Raw genomic sequence first — 15,401 nt, 5'->3', positions numbered from 1 at the left:
CGATAATACCCGATCTCACGCCCTGAGTCACAGGGCGTGAGATCGGCTGAGGATTCCGTCACGCTTAATCAGGCCAGCGGCAGATAAATATCGGTTTGCAGTTCATGCTCAGCCACCTCATGGACAAAATTGAGGTAACGGAAGTACACCGGATAATCCCGTAACGTCTCGCCTGACGCGGGTAACCAGTCGCGATAGAGAAACCAGACGCTGTTCGCCAGCGTGTCCAGCGAGCCGTGATGGCGCACGACGGCGCAGCGTCCGCCGGGGATTTCGCCGTTAATCACGCCAAAGGCGTTTTCACCGACCGGCCGTTCGACCGTGCCGCAGATATCAAACCGAAATGCCTCCTGCGGGGTGGTCTGCGGATCGTCCCAGGCGATCCCCCAGGTATCGCTGGTGGCGACGGGCGATAATCCGCTCGTCTTACGCCAGGCGATAAAACGCGCGGCGGTAGCGTTGACAAGGTCCGGGCTACCGCGATGCTGCAGTACGGCTACCCGGGTGGTGGGGAACGAAATAATATTGACGTCCATCGACGTTTGCTCCTGTAGCGTATGTTTCGGTACGCGTCGATGCCACTCGGCCCAGTCCGGTTGCTGACGAAATTGGGTCGGGCTTTGGTCAAACGCGGTACGGAAGGCACGACTGAACGACTCCGCATTCTGAAATCCGGCATCAAGGGCAATATCGATGACTTTATCGCGTGGGTTGAACGCCAGGCGCCAACAGGCGCGTCGCAGACGCAACCACTGAATATACCGGTACAATGGAATACCGGTATAAGCGCTAAATTGCCGGTGAAAATGGTAAGGCGAACTGTGCGCTATCGCGCTCAGCACCTCCAGCGACAGCGGCTCATCAAGATGGCGCGCAATGTACCTACAGACACGCTGGAAGCGCCCGGCATACGCCGGGCTGGCCTTAATATCGTTCATCGTCTCCTCCTCGCGACATACTCTGACAGAGCGAGGATAGCGATTCCTGACCGATCTTGCGCTTATCTGACGAAGACTTATGGCGCGATTTTACGGATCTGTTTAACGTCGATTTCTACCGAGTTCCAGTCCTTATCGACTTCCCCCTGAATTTCTACCGTGTCCTGCGGGCCGACGGTCACGCCGTTCCAGCGCTTGTGGTCAATATCGACATTGATCACCCCGGAAGCATCCTGAAACTTATACAGATCGTCAGAAATGCGCTCGGTTATCTTGCCGCGCAGGGTCACCCAGGTATCATCCCGCAGCGATTTGGCATTGGCGACAGTGGTCACCGCGCCGCTCGGGCCGGTGAATCCGCCAGCCTGCGCGGTCGAAGAAGGACCGGTAAACCCGCCCTGTTCGGCAGCCAGCACCGGCATGGAAACCAGGGCAACGATCGCGGTCATCGCAGCAATTTTCTTCATGATGTGTTCTCCCTTCGTGTTGATATGGCTCCTATTACGCCTGACAAAACTTAACGACTTCTTAAGCGGAAAAAAGAAATTTTAATGCTGTACATCGCCGGCTTCAACGCGGTTTACTGCGCTAAGAAACAGGATCGTCGGAGGGAAACATGCGCATATTATTGGTGGAAGATGACAAGCTGATCGGTGACGGCATCAAAGCCGGCCTAAGCAAAATGGGCTTCAGCATCGACTGGTTTACCGCCGGACTGGAGGGCAAAAACGCCTTATACAGCGCCCCCTACGACGCCGCAATCCTGGATCTCACCCTCCCCGGCATCGATGGCCTCGATATTCTGCGCGAATGGCGGGACAAGGGCCACCATGAGCCGGTGCTGATCCTCACCGCCCGCGATGCGCTCAGCCAGCGAGTGGAGGGGCTACGGCTCGGCGCCGATGACTACCTGTGCAAACCTTTCGCCCTGATTGAAGTGGCGGCGCGTCTTGAAGCGTTGATCCGTCGCGCGCACGGCCAGAGCAGCAGCGAGCTGCGCCACGGCAAGGTGAGCCTCGACCCGAGCCGCTTAACCGCCAGCCTCGACGGCGAGAGCCTGGTATTAAAGCCGAAAGAGTTCGCCCTGCTGGAACTGCTGCTGCGTAACGCCGGTCGCGTGTTGCCGCGCAAGCTTATCGAAGAAAAGCTCTACACCTGGGACGACGAGGTCTCCAGCAACGCCGTGGAAGTTCATGTCCATCATCTGCGCCGCAAACTCGGCAGCGGGTTTATCCGCACCGTCCACGGCATCGGCTATACCCTGGGTGACGCATGAAACGACTTGCCCGCCTGAGCCTGCGCGTCCGTCTGACGCTGCTGTTTGCTGTGCTGACCGCGGCCGCCTGGGGCGTCGCCAGCGTGATCGCCTGGCAGCAAACCAGCAAAAAGCTGGATAAGCTGTTCGATACCCAGCAGCTGCTGTTCGCCCGCCGCCTGAGCGCCATGCATTTCGATGAACTCCGCGCCCCACCCGCATCGCTCGGTGAAAAGAAAAAGGTGCGGCATGGACACATCGACGACGACGCGCTGGCGTTCGCCATCTTCACCCGCGACGGCACCATGGTGCTCAACGACGGCGAGAACGGGGAGGATATCCAGTGGAGCTCGCAGCGCGAGGGGTTCAGTGATGGCTACCTGCGCGGCGATGATGACGAATGGCGCTTCCTGTGGCTAACCACCGCCGACGGTCGCCATCGCATCGCCGTCGGCCAGGAGTGGGATTATCGGCGTGAAATGGCGATGGATATCGTGACCTCGCAGCTCACCCCGTGGATGATCGCCCTGCCGCTGATGTTCGTGCTGCTTATCGTGCTGTTAAGCCGCGAACTGGCGCCGTTGAAAAAGCTGGCGCGCACGCTGCGCCTGCGCGCGCCGGATTCAGCGGAATCGCTCAGCGTGGAGAAGATCCCCTCCGAAGTCCGCCCGCTGGTCGAGGCCCTGAATCAGCTGTTCCAGCGCACCCACGACGCCATGCTGCGCGAACGTCGATTTACCTCTGACGCCGCCCATGAGCTGCGCAGCCCGCTGGCGGCGCTGAAGGTGCAGACCGAAGTCGCCCAGCTCTCTATGGACGATGCAGAAGGACGTGAGAAAGCGCTGGCCCAGCTCCACCAGGGGATCGATCGCGCCACCCGGCTGGTCGATCAGCTGCTGACGCTGTCGCGGCTGGACTCACTCGCCCAACTGGACGACGTGCAACCGGTCGCCATCGACGACCTGCTACAGTCGGCGGTGATGGAGATGTATCACCACGCGCAGCAGTCCGGGATTGAGCTGCGCCTGCATCTTAATGCCGCCGGCATCGCCCGCACCGGCCAGCCGCTGCTGCTCAGCCTGCTGGTGCGCAACCTGTTGGATAACGCCGTACGCTACAGCCCGCGCGGCAGCCAGGTTGATATCACGCTCAACGCCCGCGAGTTTCGGGTGCGTGATAACGGCCCAGGCATTAGCCCGCAGGCACTGGCGCGCATCGGCGAGCGTTTTTATCGCCCGCCGGGGCAGGACGCGCCGGGCAGCGGCCTGGGCCTGTCGATCGTCCGGCGCATCGCCTCGCTGCATGGCATGCAGGTTGATTTCGCCAACGCGCGCGACGGCGGCTTCGAAGCCCGCGTGTACTGGTAGCGAGATTATTGCTCATTTGGCAAAAGACTTTGCACATTTTGCTCATTTTACTGCCCCGCTTCGCGGGGTAAGATCGTCGGCAAATTTTCAAGATTGAGGACAAATGATGAGCAACATCCTGATTATTAATGGCGCAAAAAAGTTCGCACACTCCAATGGCCAGTTGAACGACACCCTGACCGAGGTCGCGGAGAGTTATCTGCGCGACGCCGGGCACGATGTTAAAAGCGTTCGCGCCGAAAGCGAGTACGACGTAAAAGCAGAAGTGCAGAATTTCCTGTGGGCCGATGTGGTGATCTGGCAGATGCCTGGCTGGTGGATGGGCGCGCCGTGGACGGTGAAGAAATATATGGATGACGTCTTTACTGAAGGCCACGGCTCGCTGTACGCCAGCGACGGTCGTACCCGCTCCGACGCCAACAAAAAATATGGCTCCGGCGGCCTGGTGCAGGGGAAAAAATATATGCTCTCCCTGACCTGGAACGCGCCGATGGAAGCCTTCACCGACGAAGACCAGTTCTTCCACGGCGTTGGCGTTGACGGCGTTTACCTGCCGTTCCATAAAGCCAACCAGTTCCTGGGAATGGAAGCGCTGCCGACCTTTATCGCCAACGACGTGATTAAAATGCCTGATGTCCCACGGTATATCGCAGAATATCGCAAGCATCTGGCGGAAATTTTTGGTTAACTACAAGTCTACGCTCTACATATTTCGAGTTATTCGAACCTGGAGTATGACGAGATACACACAGAAGGAGTTGAGTTAACCATGTTAACAGTGATTGCAGAAATCCGTACCCGCCCGGGCCAGCACCACCGTCAGGCGGTTCTCGATCAGTTCGCGAAAATCATTCCGACCGTTTTGCAGGAGGCCGGCTGCCACGGCTACGCGCCGATGGTAGATCATGCCGCCGGCGTCAGCTTCCAGACCACGGCCCCCGACTCTATCGTCATGGTGGAGCAGTGGGAAAGCGTCGCGCATCTTGAAGCGCACCTGCAGACGCCACACATGAAAGCCTGGTCGGAAGCGGTCAAAGGCGATGTGCTGGAAACCACCATCCGTATCCTGCAGCCTGGCGTCTAAGCCCGCCGACGCAGTCGTGAAATGAAAAAGGGAGCCTGAGGCTCCCTTTTACGTCTGGTGAAACGTGCAGACTCAGGCTTCCAGGTCCGCCATATCGCCCTTCTCCTGCAGCCAGTTGCGACGGTCTTCGGAACGCTTCTTGGCCAACAGCATATCCATCATCGCCGTGGTCTGCTGCTCATCCTCATCGCTGATCACCAGTTGCACCAGGCGGCGGGTGTTCGGATCAAGCGTGGTTTCCCGCAACTGCATTGGGTTCATCTCACCCAGACCTTTAAAACGCTGGACGTTTGGTTTGCCCTTCTTGCGCTTCAGCTGCTCCAGCACGCCGGTTTTTTCTTCTTCCGTCAGCGCGTAGTAGACCTCTTTACCAAGGTCGATACGGTACAGCGGCGGCAGCGCGACGTAGACGTGCCCCTCTTTCACCAGAGTACGAAAATGTCTCACAAACAGCGCGCACAGCAGGGTAGCGATGTGCAGACCATCGGAGTCCGCATCCGCCAGAATACAAACTTTGCCGTAGCGCAGCTGGCTTAAGTCATCGCTATCCGGATCAATACCAATTGCCACCGAAATGTCGTGCACTTCTTGCGAAGCTAACACTTCATCGGAAGAGACTTCCCAGGTATTCAGGATCTTGCCTTTCAGCGGCATGATCGCCTGATATTCGCGATCGCGCGCCTGTTTCGCCGAGCCTCCCGCCGAGTCCCCTTCGACGAGGAACAGCTCGGTGCGGTTCAGGTCCTGCGCGGTACAATCCGCCAGCTTACCCGGTAATGCCGGACCGCTGGTCAGCTTTTTACGCACCACTTTCTTAGCAGCGCGCAGACGACGCTGGGCGCTGGAGATAGCCATCTCCGCCAGCAGTTCAGCAGCCTGCACGTTCTGGTTCAGCCACAGGCTGAAGGCATCTTTCACCACGCCAGAGACGAACGCCGCGCACTGGCGCGACGACAGACGCTCTTTGGTTTGCCCGGCGAACTGCGGATCCTGCATTTTCACCGACAGAACATAGGCGCAGCGATCCCAGATATCTTCCGCTGACAGCTTCACGCCGCGCGGCAGGATATTACGGTATTCGCAGAACTCCCGCATCGCATCCAGCAGTCCCTGACGCAGACCGTTAACGTGCGTCCCACCCTGCATGGTCGGGATTAGGTTGACGTAGCTTTCGGTCAGCAGCTCGCCGCCTTCCGGCAGCCACAGCAGCGCCCAGTCCACGGCTTCCGTCTCGCCGGAGAAGGTGCCGACGAACGGTTTTTCCGGCAGCAGCGGCAAGCCGTTTACGGCTTCGCACAGGTAGTCGTTAAGGCCATCGGCATAGCACCAGCGCTGCTCGCTGTCGTTGACCTGATCGCGAAACACGATTTCCACGCCGGGGCACAGCACCGCTTTCGCTTTTAGCAGGTGGGTCAAACGCGAAACGGAGAAACGCGGGCTGTCGAAGAAGCTTTCGTCCGGCCAGAAATGGACGCTGGTCCCGGTATTGCGTTTGCCACAGGTACCGGTGACATGCAGATCTTCTACTTTTTCACCGTTTTCAAAGGCGATGCTGTAGACCTGACCGTCGCGACGAACATTCACCTCTACGCGTTTTGACAGGGCGTTGACCACCGAGATCCCGACCCCGTGCAGGCCGCCGGAAAACTGGTAGTTTTTGTTGGAAAACTTCCCGCCCGCGTGCAGTCGGCAGAGGATCAGCTCGACCGCCGGCACCCCTTCTTCCGGATGGATGTCGACCGGCATGCCGCGCCCGTCGTCAATGACTTCCAGGGACTGGTCGGCATGAAGGATAACTTCCACGCGTTTGGCGTGGCCTGCCAGCGCTTCATCCACACTGTTATCAATAACTTCCTGACCAAGATGGTTAGGACGGGTGGTGTCGGTATACATGCCCGGACGGCGGCGCACCGGCTCTAGCCCGGTGAGTACCTCAATGGCATCAGCGTTATATGAAGATTGCGTCATGGTGTGTATTCGTAGGTCGTTCAGGGCCGTTTAGCACAGGCCGAGAAATTCGATAATCTGAGTGAAATGATCGTCAAAGCCGACAAATGCGTGATTACCGCCCTCCTCCACCGTTTGCCGGCAGGAGGCGTAGTAATGAACGGCCTGGCGGTAATCAAGCACTTCATCCCCGGTCTGCTGCAGCAACCAGAGTAAATCCGGCGCTTCAAGCGGGTCGATTTGCATGACTTTGAGATCGTAAATATGGCGAGACTCTAGCACATATTGCTGCCCGGTGTATGGATTCTCATTGTGGCCGAGAAAATTGTTCAGCAGTTCAAACGGGCGCACCGCCGGGTTGACGACCACTGCCGGCACCATAAAGCACTGCGACAGCCAGGTCGCGTAGTAGCCGCCCAGCGACGACCCCACAACCCCGAGTGGCTCGCCGCCATGCTCCAGCAAAATAGATTCCAGCAGCTCTGCCGTTTCAGCCGGATAAGGCGGCAGCTCCGGTACCACCATGGTGATGTCGGGGTGCTGCTGCGACAGCCAGGTGTTTAACGCCATCGCCTTCGCCGAGCGCGGGGAACTGTTAAAGCCGTGCAGATAAAGAAGCGTCGCCATCAGTAGCCTTCTGAAGCTATATCCGGGTGGAACTCGGCGCCTTCCAGGCGGCACACTTCGGTGATCAGCGTCCCATCAGGATGCAGCTCCAGCCAGCGCCAGCCGGGTGAGACGGTATCCAGAGTGAAATTGGCGCAGTGCGGTTTGAACTGAACGCAGGTCGACGGCGTCGCCATCATGCGCCGGCCATTCCAGTCCAGATCCAGCTCCTGATGAATATGGCCGCACAGCAGATGCCTCACCCGCGGCCAGGCGCTCAGCGCGCGGTCCAGCGCGCCAGCGTTGCGCAGGCTGTGCTGATCCAGCCAGCTGCAACCAGCAGGCAGCGGATGGTGGTGCAGCAGGAGTAAGGTATAACGCTCCGGCGCTTCCGCCAGCTTGTGTTCGAGCCACTCCAGCTGGAAGTCGCTCAGCTCGCCATGGGGAACGCCAAATACCTGGCTGTCCAGCAGCAGGATCTGCCAGTGGTCGCCGAGAAACACACGTTTGGCGGGTGAAATGCCTGACTCCTGCAGCGTACTGTACATCGCCGGCTGGAAATCATGGTTACCCGGTAGCCAGACGCAGGGTGCAGCAAAACTCGCGATACCCTCAGCAAAATGCTGATAGGCCGCGGAGGAGTGGTCCTGCGCCAGATCGCCTGTTGCGACAATCAGATCACATGGACGCTGTGAGGCATGAATAGCCGACAGTACGGCCTGATAACTTTCCCAGGTATTAATGCCTAACAACGTTTCATGTTTTTCAGCAAACAGGTGAGTATCAGTAATTTGTAAGATCCTGACTCTGGCCTCACCAGCCAGAGGTAGGTTTAACAGGCTTTCCAAATGGTGTCCTTAGGTTTAACGACGCTAACAAACCGGAATCGCCATCGCTCCATGTGCTAAACAGTAACGCAGCCAGTCGGCCAGAAACTGGTTAATTTGATGCTTTTCGTCGCGTTGATGCAACTTTTTATTAGGATAATCATACCGCGCTTTGAAGCGAAAGATCTGCTGACTCGAACACACTTCGGCCACCATGGCATCATGGTAGAGGCGAACGGTCATGGATGGCAGGCTCCAGTAGCTCACCGCAGGCAGAGTCTGTTCTATCGCCACCAGAGTAGTGTAGCGGGTCGATTCAACTATCGTTAACCGATACTGCGCGCTTCCCACCTGATAGCTTACCTTCTCACCCGCTGCATCCGTTCGCGGCAACAGGCGGCGCAACTGCGCGAAGTTGGTCTCGCACAGGCGCATCATCTCAGGGAAGTCAGGTGTATAACGCTTCATTTTGTCCACTCGTTTCGTAAATTGTGATAATGCAATTGCAGCCATTGCAAGGCGATGACAGAGGCTGCGTTATCGATTTTCCCCTCTTCTACCCACTGGTAAGCCTGTTCCCGGCTCACCACATGCACCCGAATATCCTCGTTTTCCTCGGCCAGGCCGTGAATGCCTTTTGCCGTGGATGCATCAATTTCTCCCACCAGGATCGATAACCGTTCGCTGGTGCCGCCAGGGCTGGCCAGATAGCTTAATATTGGTTTCGTCCGCCCGACTTCAAGTCCGGCCTCCTCCAGCGCTTCACGACGGGCAACGTCTTCCACCGTTTCCCCCTCTTCGATCATGCCAGCGACCATTTCGAGCAGCCACGGGCTCTCGCTGGTATCATAGGCGGCGATACGGATTTGTTCGACGAGCACCACTTCGTCCCGCACCGGGTCAAAGGGTAGCAAGACGGCGGCATGCCCGCGCTCAAAAATTTCACGGGTGACTTCGTCGCTCATGCCGCCGTTAAACAGACGGTGGCGAAAACGGTATAAATCGAGCGAAAAAAAACCACGATACAGCGTTTCGCGTGCAATAATTTCTACATCATTTTTGAAGAAGGTAATTCCCTGCTGAATGGGTTTGCTCATTGTCATGTCCTGCGAATCCGAAATTAGGGATTTCCAGACCGTTTGGCTACCGTTTTACGGTCCGTATGTTAGATTGGTGCAAATTACCGCCGGATGGCACGTAACGCCAACTTTTTACGGCGGCAGAATCGATACAATCAGCGGAATTTTTCTTAGAATTAGACCAGCGCTAAATGCTTCACAACAAGGAATGCAAATGAAGAAATTGCTCCCCATTCTTATCGGCCTGAGCCTGACCGGGTTCAGCGCCATGAGCCAGGCGGAAAACCTGCTTCAGGTTTACCAGCAGGCGCGCATCAGCAACCCCGATCTGCGTAAATCGGCAGCCGATCGTGACGCCGCGTTCGAAAAGATCAATGAAGCGCGCAGTCCATTACTGCCTCAGCTTGGGCTGGGAGCGGATTATACCTATAACAATGGCTACCGCGACAGCAACGGCATCAATTCAAACGTCACCAGCGGCTCGCTGCAGTTAACGCAGGTTCTGTTTGATATGTCGAAATGGCGCGCCCTGACGCTGCAGGAAAAAACGGCAGGGATTCAGGATGTCACGTATCAGACCGATCAGCAAACGCTGATTCTGAATACCGCGACGGCCTATTTTAAAGTGCTGGCCGCCATCGACACGCTCTCCTATACCGAAGCGCAGAAACAGGCTATTTACCGTCAGTTGGATCAAACCACGCAGCGCTTTAACGTAGGCCTGGTGGCAATCACCGACGTGCAGAACGCCCGTTCACAATACGACGCCGTGCTGGCGAACGAAGTCACCGCGCGTAACGATCTCGACAACGCCGTCGAAGAACTGCGCCAGGTCACCGGCAACTACTACCCGGAGCTGGCCTCGCTGAACGTGAATGGCTTCAAAACCAACAAGCCGCAGGCGGTCAACGCCCTGCTGAAGGAAGCGGAGAACCGCAACCTGTCGCTGCTGCAGGCGCGTCTGAACCAGGACCTGGCTCGCGAGCAGATTCGCCAGGCGCAGGACGGGCATTTGCCGACGCTCAGCCTATCCGCGTCGAGTGGGGTATCGAATACTAGCTACAGTGGTTCAAAAACCCATAATAATCCTCAGCAATACCAGGATAACGATGCAGGGCAGAACCAAATCGGCCTGAACTTCTCTCTGCCACTGTATCAGGGCGGCGCGGTGACCTCGCAGGTCAAACAGGCGCAATACAACTTCGTTGGCGCCAGCGAGCAGCTGGAAAGCGCCCACCGTAGCGTCGTGCAAACGGTCCGCTCTTCGTTTAACAACGTGAATGCCTCCATCAGCAGCATCAACGCCTACAAACAGGCGGTGGTCTCTGCGCAAAGCTCCCTGGATGCGATGGAAGCAGGCTACTCGGTGGGTACGCGTACCATCGTTGACGTCCTCGACGCCACCACTACGCTGTATAACGCCAAGCAGCAGCTCTCTAATGCGCGCTATAACTACCTGATCAACGAGCTGAATATCAAGTCGGCGTTAGGTACCCTGAACGAGCAGGATCTGGTGGCGCTGAACAACACGCTGGGCAAACCGATCCCCACCTCCGCGGACAGCGTCGCGCCGGAAAATCCGCAGCAGGATGCCACCGCCGATGGCTATGGCAACACCACCGCAGCGGTGAAACCGGCGTCCACGCGGACGACGCAGACCAGCAGCAGCAATCCGTTCCGTCAGTAATTCGCATTACTGTGACGTGCATCGCCTGTCCGTCGGACAGGCGATGCGTTAAACGTAAGGCAACGTAAAGATCCCCCGCTTATCGCCCCTCTTCGCTTCATTTTCCACCACTCATCCTCTATCCTGAGCGTTAACACACGCCATACCACTGGGTCCTGGAAGACAAATATGAAACGGACAAAAAAAATTAATCACTCGTCATTCCGCAAAAGCTGGAGCGCACGTCATCTGACGCCGGTCGCGCTGGCCGTCACCGCGGTTTTTATGCTTGCCGGTTGTGAAAAAAGCGACGAAACGGTGTCGCTGTACCAGAACGCTGATGACTGCTCCGCCGCTAACCCGGGCAAAGCAGCTGAGTGCACCACGGCCTACACCAACGCGGTAAAAGAAGCCGAACGCACCGCGCCGAAATATGCCACCCGTGAAGACTGCGTCGCCGAGTTTGGCGAAGGCCAGTGCCAGCAGACGCCAGCCCAGGCGGGCGTCGCCCCGGAAAACCAGGCGCAGGCGCAAAGCAGCGGCAGCTTCTGGATGCCGCTGATGGCCGGCTATATGATGGGCCGCCTGATGGGCGGCGGCATGGCGCAACAGCAGCCGCTGTTCAGCTCGAAAAATCCGGCCAGCCCGGCTTATGGTCAGTACACCGACGCCAGCGGCAAGAACTATGGCGCCGCCCAGCCAGGGCGCACCATGAACGTGCCGAAAACCGCGATGGCGCCGAAGCCGGCCACCACCACCACCGTGACCCGCGGAGGTTTCGGCGAGTCGGTGGCGAAGCAGTCGACCATGCAGCGTAGCGCCGCAGGCTCAACGTCCTCTTCTCGCTCGATGGGCGGCTAACTCGCATGGAAAGAGTCAGTATTACTGAGCGCCCGGACTGGCGCGAGAAAGCGACCGAGTACGGCTTCAACTTCCACACCATGTACGGCGAGCCCTACTGGAGCGAAGAGGCTTATTACAAGCTGACCCTCGCGCAGGTGGAAAAGCTGGAGGAAGTCACCGCCGAGCTGCACCAAATGTGCCTCCAGGTGGTGGAGAAAGTGATCGCCAGCGATGAGCTGATGGCCAAATTCCGCATCCCTAAACACACCTGGGGCTTTGTGCGCCAGTCGTGGAAAACCAACCAGCTGTCGCTCTACTCGCGTCTCGACCTGGCCTGGGATGGTGTTGGCGAACCGAAGTTGCTGGAGAACAATGCCGACACCCCGACCTCGCTGTATGAAGCGGCCTTCTTCCAGTGGATCTGGCTGGAAGACCAGCTCAACGCTGGCAAGCTACCAGCGGGCAGTGACCAGTTCAACAGCTTGCAGGAAAAGCTCATCGAGCGCTTCGGCGAGCTGCGCGAGCAGTTTGGCTTCCAACTGCTGCATATGGCCTGCTGCCGCGATACCGTTGAAGATCGCGGCACCGTGCAGTACCTGCAGGACTGCGCCGCCGAAGCTGGCCTGGCGACGGAATTCCTCTACATCGAAGATATTGGCCTTGGCGAAAAAGGCCAGTTTACCGATCTGCAGGATCAGGTGATTGGTAACCTGTTCAAGCTCTATCCGTGGGAGTTTATGCTGCGGGAGATGTTCTCCACCAAGCTGGAAGACGCCGGCGTCCGCTGGCTGGAGCCGGCGTGGAAAAGCATTATCTCCAACAAAGCGTTGCTGCCGATGCTGTGGGAAATGTTCCCCAATCACCCGAATCTGCTGGCGGCCTACTTCAGCGAAGATGCCCACCCGGAGATGGAGAAGTACGTCATTAAGCCGATCTTCTCCCGTGAAGGGGCCAACGTCTCCATTGTTGAGCAGGGCAAGGTCGTGGAGTCGGTGGAAGGTCCGTACGGGGAAGAAGGGACCATCGTGCAGGAGTTTTACCCCCTGCCGAAGTTTGGTGACAGCTACACGCTGATTGGCAGCTGGCTCATCAACGATCAGCCCGCCGGGATCGGCATTCGCGAAGATCGGGCGCTGATCACCCAGGATCTGTCGCGCTTCTATCCGCACATTTTCGTCGAATAATGTCGCGCTCCGGCGACGATATCGCCGCCGGAGCACAATCTCTTATCAGGCGCCCACCACCACCGACAGCATACTCAGTGAGCCCATCTCGATGCCATCGACCGGGATCGTAATCGCTTCAACACCATCCCACGCTCCCAGGACATACAGCAGCGGCAGAAAATGCTCCGCCGTTGGGTTGGAGAGCGATCCCCCCTCATGCGCCAGGTAGTTAACCAGCGGGTGCTGATCGTCCGGCCCCTGCCATTGCAGATTCGCCTTCACGTAGTTATTGAAGGACTCTGCCCATGGGTACGGCGTGTTCTCGCCGTGCCAGCGGGCGGTGCGCAGGTTATGCACCACGTTGCCGCTGGCCACCAGCATAATGCCTTCATCACGCAGCGAGGCCAGCTTCCGCCCCATTTCGAGATGCCAGGCCGGCGGTTTGGTGCTGTCGATGCTCAACTGAACCATCGGGATATCCGCCTGCGGATACATTTTAATCAGCACGCCCCACGAGCCATGGTCAAATCCCCAGGCTTCTTTATCGAGAGTGACCGGCACTGGCGAGAGCAGCTCCACCAGGCGTTGTGCCAGCGCCGGAGAGCCCGGCGCCGGATAATGGGTGTCATACAACGCCTGCGGGAAACCGCCGAAGTCGTGAATGGTCTTCGGGGCTTCCATCGCCGTCACGCCCGTACCGCGCGTAAACCAGTGCGCAGAGACCACCACAATCGCCTTCGGACGCGGCAGGGTTTCGCCCAGATGAGCCCAGGCGCGAGTATAAATGTTGTCTTCCAGCACGTTCATTGGGCTGCCATGGCCGAGAAACAACGCGGGCATTCGGGTACGGGACATGATGATATCCTTAGGGTGTCAATGTGATGTGCTCACATTACGCGCTTTTGCGCCAGGATAAACTCAGATAACCATGATGATGATCGTCAGAAAATTTGAATGTAATTCGCGGTAAAGGGACGTGTCCCGTACGCGCATCCTCAGGCAATATACTCATATGCACTTATTTTCACAGGGAGAGTAGCGATGTCATCACCCTTAATATTGACGCTGTTAGCCGGTAGCGCAACCTTTATTGGCGCCATATTTGGCGTGATTGGTCAGAAACCCTCTAACCGTCTGCTTGGCTTCTCCCTCGGCTTTGCCGCCGGGATCATGCTATTGATTTCGTTGATGGAAATGCTGCCTGCCGCGCTGGCCGCAGAAGGCATGTCGCCGCTACTCGGTTACGGGATGTTTGTCATCGGCCTGCTGGGCTATTTTGGCCTTGACCGCCTGCTGCCGCACGCCCACCCGCAGGATCTGATGACCCCCGCCACGCCACGCCCGCGTAATTTACGTCGCACCGCTATTCTGCTGACGCTGGGTATCAGCCTGCATAACTTCCCGGAAGGGATCGCCACCTATGTCACGGCCAGCAACAACCTGGAACTCGGCATGGGCGTGGCCCTCGCCGTTGCCCTGCACAATATTCCTGAAGGACTGGCCGTTGCCGGGCCAGTGTATGCCGCCACCGGATCGCGCAGCAAGGCGGTGCTCTGGGCCGGGCTTTCCGGCATGGCGGAAATTTTGGGCGGCGTGCTGGCGTGGTTGATTCTGGGCAGCCTGGTCTCACCGCTGGTGATGGGCGCGATCATGGCTGCCGTCGCCGGGATTATGGTGGCACTGTCCGTCGATGAACTGATGCCGCTGGCGAAAGAGATCGATCCGCAAAGCAACCCAAGCTATGGCGTTTTGTGCGGGATGACGGTGATGGGGCTGAGCCTGGTGGTACTCCAGACGATGGGCATCGGGTAAGGCGCAGAAACAACACAGCCCACTAAAAAGTGGGCTGTGTTCAGGCGTAGCGAACCACTATTTAGCTGGCTTTACGCTCATGTTCGCGACGATAGGCCACCAGATCTTCAATCGTGACCACCGCCATATTATGCTGCTGAGCGAACTTGATGCACTCCGGCGCGCGCGCCATGGTGCCATCGTCATTGGTCAGCTCGCACAGCACGCCTGCCGGTTTAAAGCCAGCCAGGGTCACGAGATCGATAGTGGCTTCGGTGTGGCCGCCGCGGGTCAGTACGCCACCCGGCTGCGCACGCAGCGGGAAGACGTGGCCTGGACGGTTGAGATCGGAAGGTTTCGCGCCGTCGGCGATGGCCGCGCGGACGGTGGTCACACGGTCGGCAGCGGAGACGCCGGTGGTCACACCTTCGGCCGCTTCGATGGTCACGGTAAAGCCGGTGCCGTAGGCGCTGGTGTTGTTCTCCACCATCATCGGCAGATCCAGCTGTTTGCGGCGATCGTCGGTCAGGCACAGGCACACAATGCCGCTGCCGTGACGAATGGTCAGCGCCATCTGCTCAACGGTCATGGTTTCGGCGGCGAAGATCATATCGCCTTCGTTTTCACGGTCTTCATCATCAAGCACCATCACGCCGCGGCCTTCGCGCAGGGCGTCCAAAGCGTGTTCCACACGTTCAAAAGCGGTACCAAAAGAAGAAAGGAGCGTCTGATTCATGGTAAAAAAACCTCATTAAAATTATGGTTACCAGAATCAGGGCAGTCTTAGGAGCGCCGGTTTAGCGGCAAAAGTCAACGTGAGCGGGCCTGGGCC

General features: G+C 58.0%; 17 protein-coding genes. 8 read left to right on the top strand and 9 right to left on the bottom strand.

Features of this window, described 5'->3' with window-relative positions; all coding sequences use genetic code 11:
- Positions 1 to 68: 68 nt before the first annotated feature.
- Both CWM58_RS07775 and CWM58_RS07770 read right to left on the bottom strand, forming a co-directional pair.
- Positions 69 to 938: an AraC family transcriptional regulator gene (locus tag CWM58_RS07775; RefSeq protein ID WP_100680681.1), complete on the bottom strand. Its 870-nt coding sequence runs from the start codon at positions 936 to 938 to the stop codon at positions 69 to 71.
- A gap of 77 nt (positions 939 to 1,015) precedes the next feature.
- Complete coding sequence (locus CWM58_RS07770; RefSeq protein ID WP_100680680.1) at positions 1,016 to 1,405, bottom strand: YgiW/YdeI family stress tolerance OB fold protein; 390 nt, start codon at positions 1,403 to 1,405, stop codon at positions 1,016 to 1,018.
- A gap of 149 nt (positions 1,406 to 1,554) precedes the next feature.
- Between CWM58_RS07770 and qseB the strand changes: the two genes are divergently transcribed.
- The 4 genes from qseB (at position 1,555) to CWM58_RS07750 (ending at position 4,644) form a co-directional block, all read left to right on the top strand.
- Positions 1,555 to 2,214, top strand: a complete 660-nt coding sequence (gene qseB / locus CWM58_RS07765) for a quorum sensing response regulator transcription factor QseB (RefSeq protein ID WP_100680679.1) — start codon at positions 1,555 to 1,557, stop codon at positions 2,212 to 2,214.
- A complete protein-coding gene (gene qseC / locus CWM58_RS07760; RefSeq protein ID WP_100680678.1) occupies positions 2,211 to 3,560 on the top strand; it encodes a quorum sensing histidine kinase QseC in 1,350 nt (449 codons plus the stop codon). The genes qseB and qseC overlap by 4 nt, the downstream gene beginning before the upstream one ends.
- A gap of 106 nt (positions 3,561 to 3,666) precedes the next feature.
- Positions 3,667 to 4,248, top strand: coding sequence for an NAD(P)H-dependent oxidoreductase (locus CWM58_RS07755; protein WP_100680677.1), 582 nt, complete (start codon positions 3,667 to 3,669; stop codon positions 4,246 to 4,248).
- Between the two features lie 81 nt (positions 4,249 to 4,329).
- Positions 4,330 to 4,644 (top strand): putative quinol monooxygenase, encoded by a 315-nt coding sequence (locus tag CWM58_RS07750; protein ID WP_008806512.1) that lies wholly within the window; start codon positions 4,330 to 4,332, stop codon positions 4,642 to 4,644.
- 72 nt (positions 4,645 to 4,716) lie between these two features.
- Here the strand turns inward: CWM58_RS07750 and parE are convergent, their stop codons facing one another.
- Genes parE through nudF form a run of 5 tightly spaced genes read right to left on the bottom strand, consistent with a single transcriptional unit; the run spans position 4,717 to position 9,121 of the window.
- Positions 4,717 to 6,612 (bottom strand): DNA topoisomerase IV subunit B, encoded by a 1,896-nt coding sequence (gene parE / locus CWM58_RS07745; RefSeq protein ID WP_061153293.1) that lies wholly within the window; start codon positions 6,610 to 6,612, stop codon positions 4,717 to 4,719.
- Positions 6,613 to 6,642: 30 nt separating this feature from the next.
- On the bottom strand, positions 6,643 to 7,218 hold the full coding sequence (yqiA, locus tag CWM58_RS07740; protein ID WP_100680676.1) for an esterase YqiA: 576 nt from the start codon (positions 7,216 to 7,218) through the stop codon (positions 6,643 to 6,645).
- Positions 7,218 to 8,045 (bottom strand): 3',5'-cyclic-AMP phosphodiesterase, encoded by an 828-nt coding sequence (gene cpdA, locus CWM58_RS07735; protein WP_100680675.1) that lies wholly within the window; start codon positions 8,043 to 8,045, stop codon positions 7,218 to 7,220. The genes yqiA and cpdA overlap by 1 nt, the downstream gene beginning before the upstream one ends.
- Positions 8,046 to 8,069: 24 nt before the next feature.
- A complete protein-coding gene (locus tag CWM58_RS07730) occupies positions 8,070 to 8,492 on the bottom strand; it encodes a DUF1249 family protein (RefSeq protein ID WP_002916847.1) in 423 nt (140 codons plus the stop codon).
- Complete coding sequence (gene nudF / locus CWM58_RS07725) at positions 8,489 to 9,121, bottom strand: ADP-ribose diphosphatase (RefSeq protein WP_100680674.1); 633 nt, start codon at positions 9,119 to 9,121, stop codon at positions 8,489 to 8,491. Before nudF ends, CWM58_RS07730 begins: the two co-directional genes overlap by 4 nt.
- 196 nt (positions 9,122 to 9,317) lie before the next feature.
- Between nudF and tolC the strand changes: the two genes are divergently transcribed.
- From tolC to CWM58_RS07710, 3 genes are all read left to right on the top strand, one after another.
- Positions 9,318 to 10,790 carry an outer membrane channel protein TolC gene (tolC, locus tag CWM58_RS07720; protein WP_100680673.1) on the top strand — a complete coding sequence of 491 codons (1,473 nt, stop codon included), beginning with the start codon at positions 9,318 to 9,320 and terminating at the stop codon, positions 10,788 to 10,790.
- Positions 10,791 to 10,958: 168 nt separating this feature from the next.
- Complete coding sequence (locus CWM58_RS07715; protein WP_061153288.1) at positions 10,959 to 11,630, top strand: DUF1190 family protein; 672 nt, start codon at positions 10,959 to 10,961, stop codon at positions 11,628 to 11,630.
- A gap of 5 nt (positions 11,631 to 11,635) precedes the next feature.
- Positions 11,636 to 12,796, top strand: coding sequence for a glutathionylspermidine synthase family protein (locus CWM58_RS07710; RefSeq protein WP_100680672.1), 1,161 nt, complete (start codon positions 11,636 to 11,638; stop codon positions 12,794 to 12,796).
- Positions 12,797 to 12,841: 45 nt separating this feature from the next.
- Here the strand turns inward: CWM58_RS07710 and ygiD are convergent, their stop codons facing one another.
- Entirely contained in the window at positions 12,842 to 13,633 is a 792-nt protein-coding gene (gene ygiD / locus CWM58_RS07705) for a 4,5-DOPA dioxygenase extradiol (protein ID WP_100680671.1), read from the bottom strand.
- 186 nt (positions 13,634 to 13,819) lie between these two features.
- On the opposite strand from ygiD, the gene zupT reads away from it, so the two are divergent.
- Positions 13,820 to 14,590 carry a zinc transporter ZupT gene (zupT, locus tag CWM58_RS07700; protein ID WP_100680670.1) on the top strand — a complete coding sequence of 257 codons (771 nt, stop codon included), beginning with the start codon at positions 13,820 to 13,822 and terminating at the stop codon, positions 14,588 to 14,590.
- 61 nt (positions 14,591 to 14,651) lie between these two features.
- Here the strand turns inward: zupT and ribB are convergent, their stop codons facing one another.
- Positions 14,652 to 15,305, bottom strand: coding sequence for a 3,4-dihydroxy-2-butanone-4-phosphate synthase (gene ribB / locus CWM58_RS07695; RefSeq protein WP_061153284.1), 654 nt, complete (start codon positions 15,303 to 15,305; stop codon positions 14,652 to 14,654).
- Between the last annotated feature and the right edge of the window lie 96 nt (positions 15,306 to 15,401).

Origin of the sequence: Klebsiella sp. H-Nf2 (assembly GCF_002806645.1) — a bacterium.
Classification (GTDB): Bacteria; Pseudomonadota; Gammaproteobacteria; order Enterobacterales; family Enterobacteriaceae; genus Klebsiella; species Klebsiella variicola.
The sequence above is the reverse complement of the archived record's forward strand: the minus strand, read 5'-3'. Positions and strand labels throughout refer to the sequence as shown.

Bases quoted from the DNA above. Each gene is read 5' to 3' on its own strand.
- CWM58_RS07710 (WP_100680672.1), top strand. From the start codon at position 11,636: ATGGAAAGAGTCAGTATTACTGAGCGCCCGGACTGGCGCGAGAAAGCG.
- tolC (WP_100680673.1), top strand. From the start codon at position 9,318: ATGAAGAAATTGCTCCCCATTCTTATCGGCCTGAGCCTGACCGGGTTC.
- CWM58_RS07770 (WP_100680680.1), bottom strand. From the start codon at position 1,405: ATGAAGAAAATTGCTGCGATGACCGCGATCGTTGCCCTGGTTTCCATG.
- ygiD (WP_100680671.1), bottom strand. From the start codon at position 13,633: ATGTCCCGTACCCGAATGCCCGCGTTGTTTCTCGGCCATGGCAGCCCA.
- CWM58_RS07775 (WP_100680681.1), bottom strand. From the start codon at position 938: ATGAACGATATTAAGGCCAGCCCGGCGTATGCCGGGCGCTTCCAGCGT.
- CWM58_RS07715 (WP_061153288.1), top strand. From the start codon at position 10,959: ATGAAACGGACAAAAAAAATTAATCACTCGTCATTCCGCAAAAGCTGG.
- qseC (WP_100680678.1), top strand. From the start codon at position 2,211: ATGAAACGACTTGCCCGCCTGAGCCTGCGCGTCCGTCTGACGCTGCTG.
- CWM58_RS07750 (WP_008806512.1), top strand. From the start codon at position 4,330: ATGTTAACAGTGATTGCAGAAATCCGTACCCGCCCGGGCCAGCACCAC.
- CWM58_RS07730 (WP_002916847.1), bottom strand. From the start codon at position 8,492: ATGAAGCGTTATACACCTGACTTCCCTGAGATGATGCGCCTGTGCGAG.
- nudF (WP_100680674.1), bottom strand. From the start codon at position 9,121: ATGAGCAAACCCATTCAGCAGGGAATTACCTTCTTCAAAAATGATGTA.
- ribB (WP_061153284.1), bottom strand. From the start codon at position 15,305: ATGAATCAGACGCTCCTTTCTTCTTTTGGTACCGCTTTTGAACGTGTG.
- zupT (WP_100680670.1), top strand. From the start codon at position 13,820: ATGTCATCACCCTTAATATTGACGCTGTTAGCCGGTAGCGCAACCTTT.
- CWM58_RS07755 (WP_100680677.1), top strand. From the start codon at position 3,667: ATGAGCAACATCCTGATTATTAATGGCGCAAAAAAGTTCGCACACTCC.
- qseB (WP_100680679.1), top strand. From the start codon at position 1,555: ATGCGCATATTATTGGTGGAAGATGACAAGCTGATCGGTGACGGCATC.
- parE (WP_061153293.1), bottom strand. From the start codon at position 6,612: ATGACGCAATCTTCATATAACGCTGATGCCATTGAGGTACTCACCGGG.
- yqiA (WP_100680676.1), bottom strand. From the start codon at position 7,218: ATGGCGACGCTTCTTTATCTGCACGGCTTTAACAGTTCCCCGCGCTCG.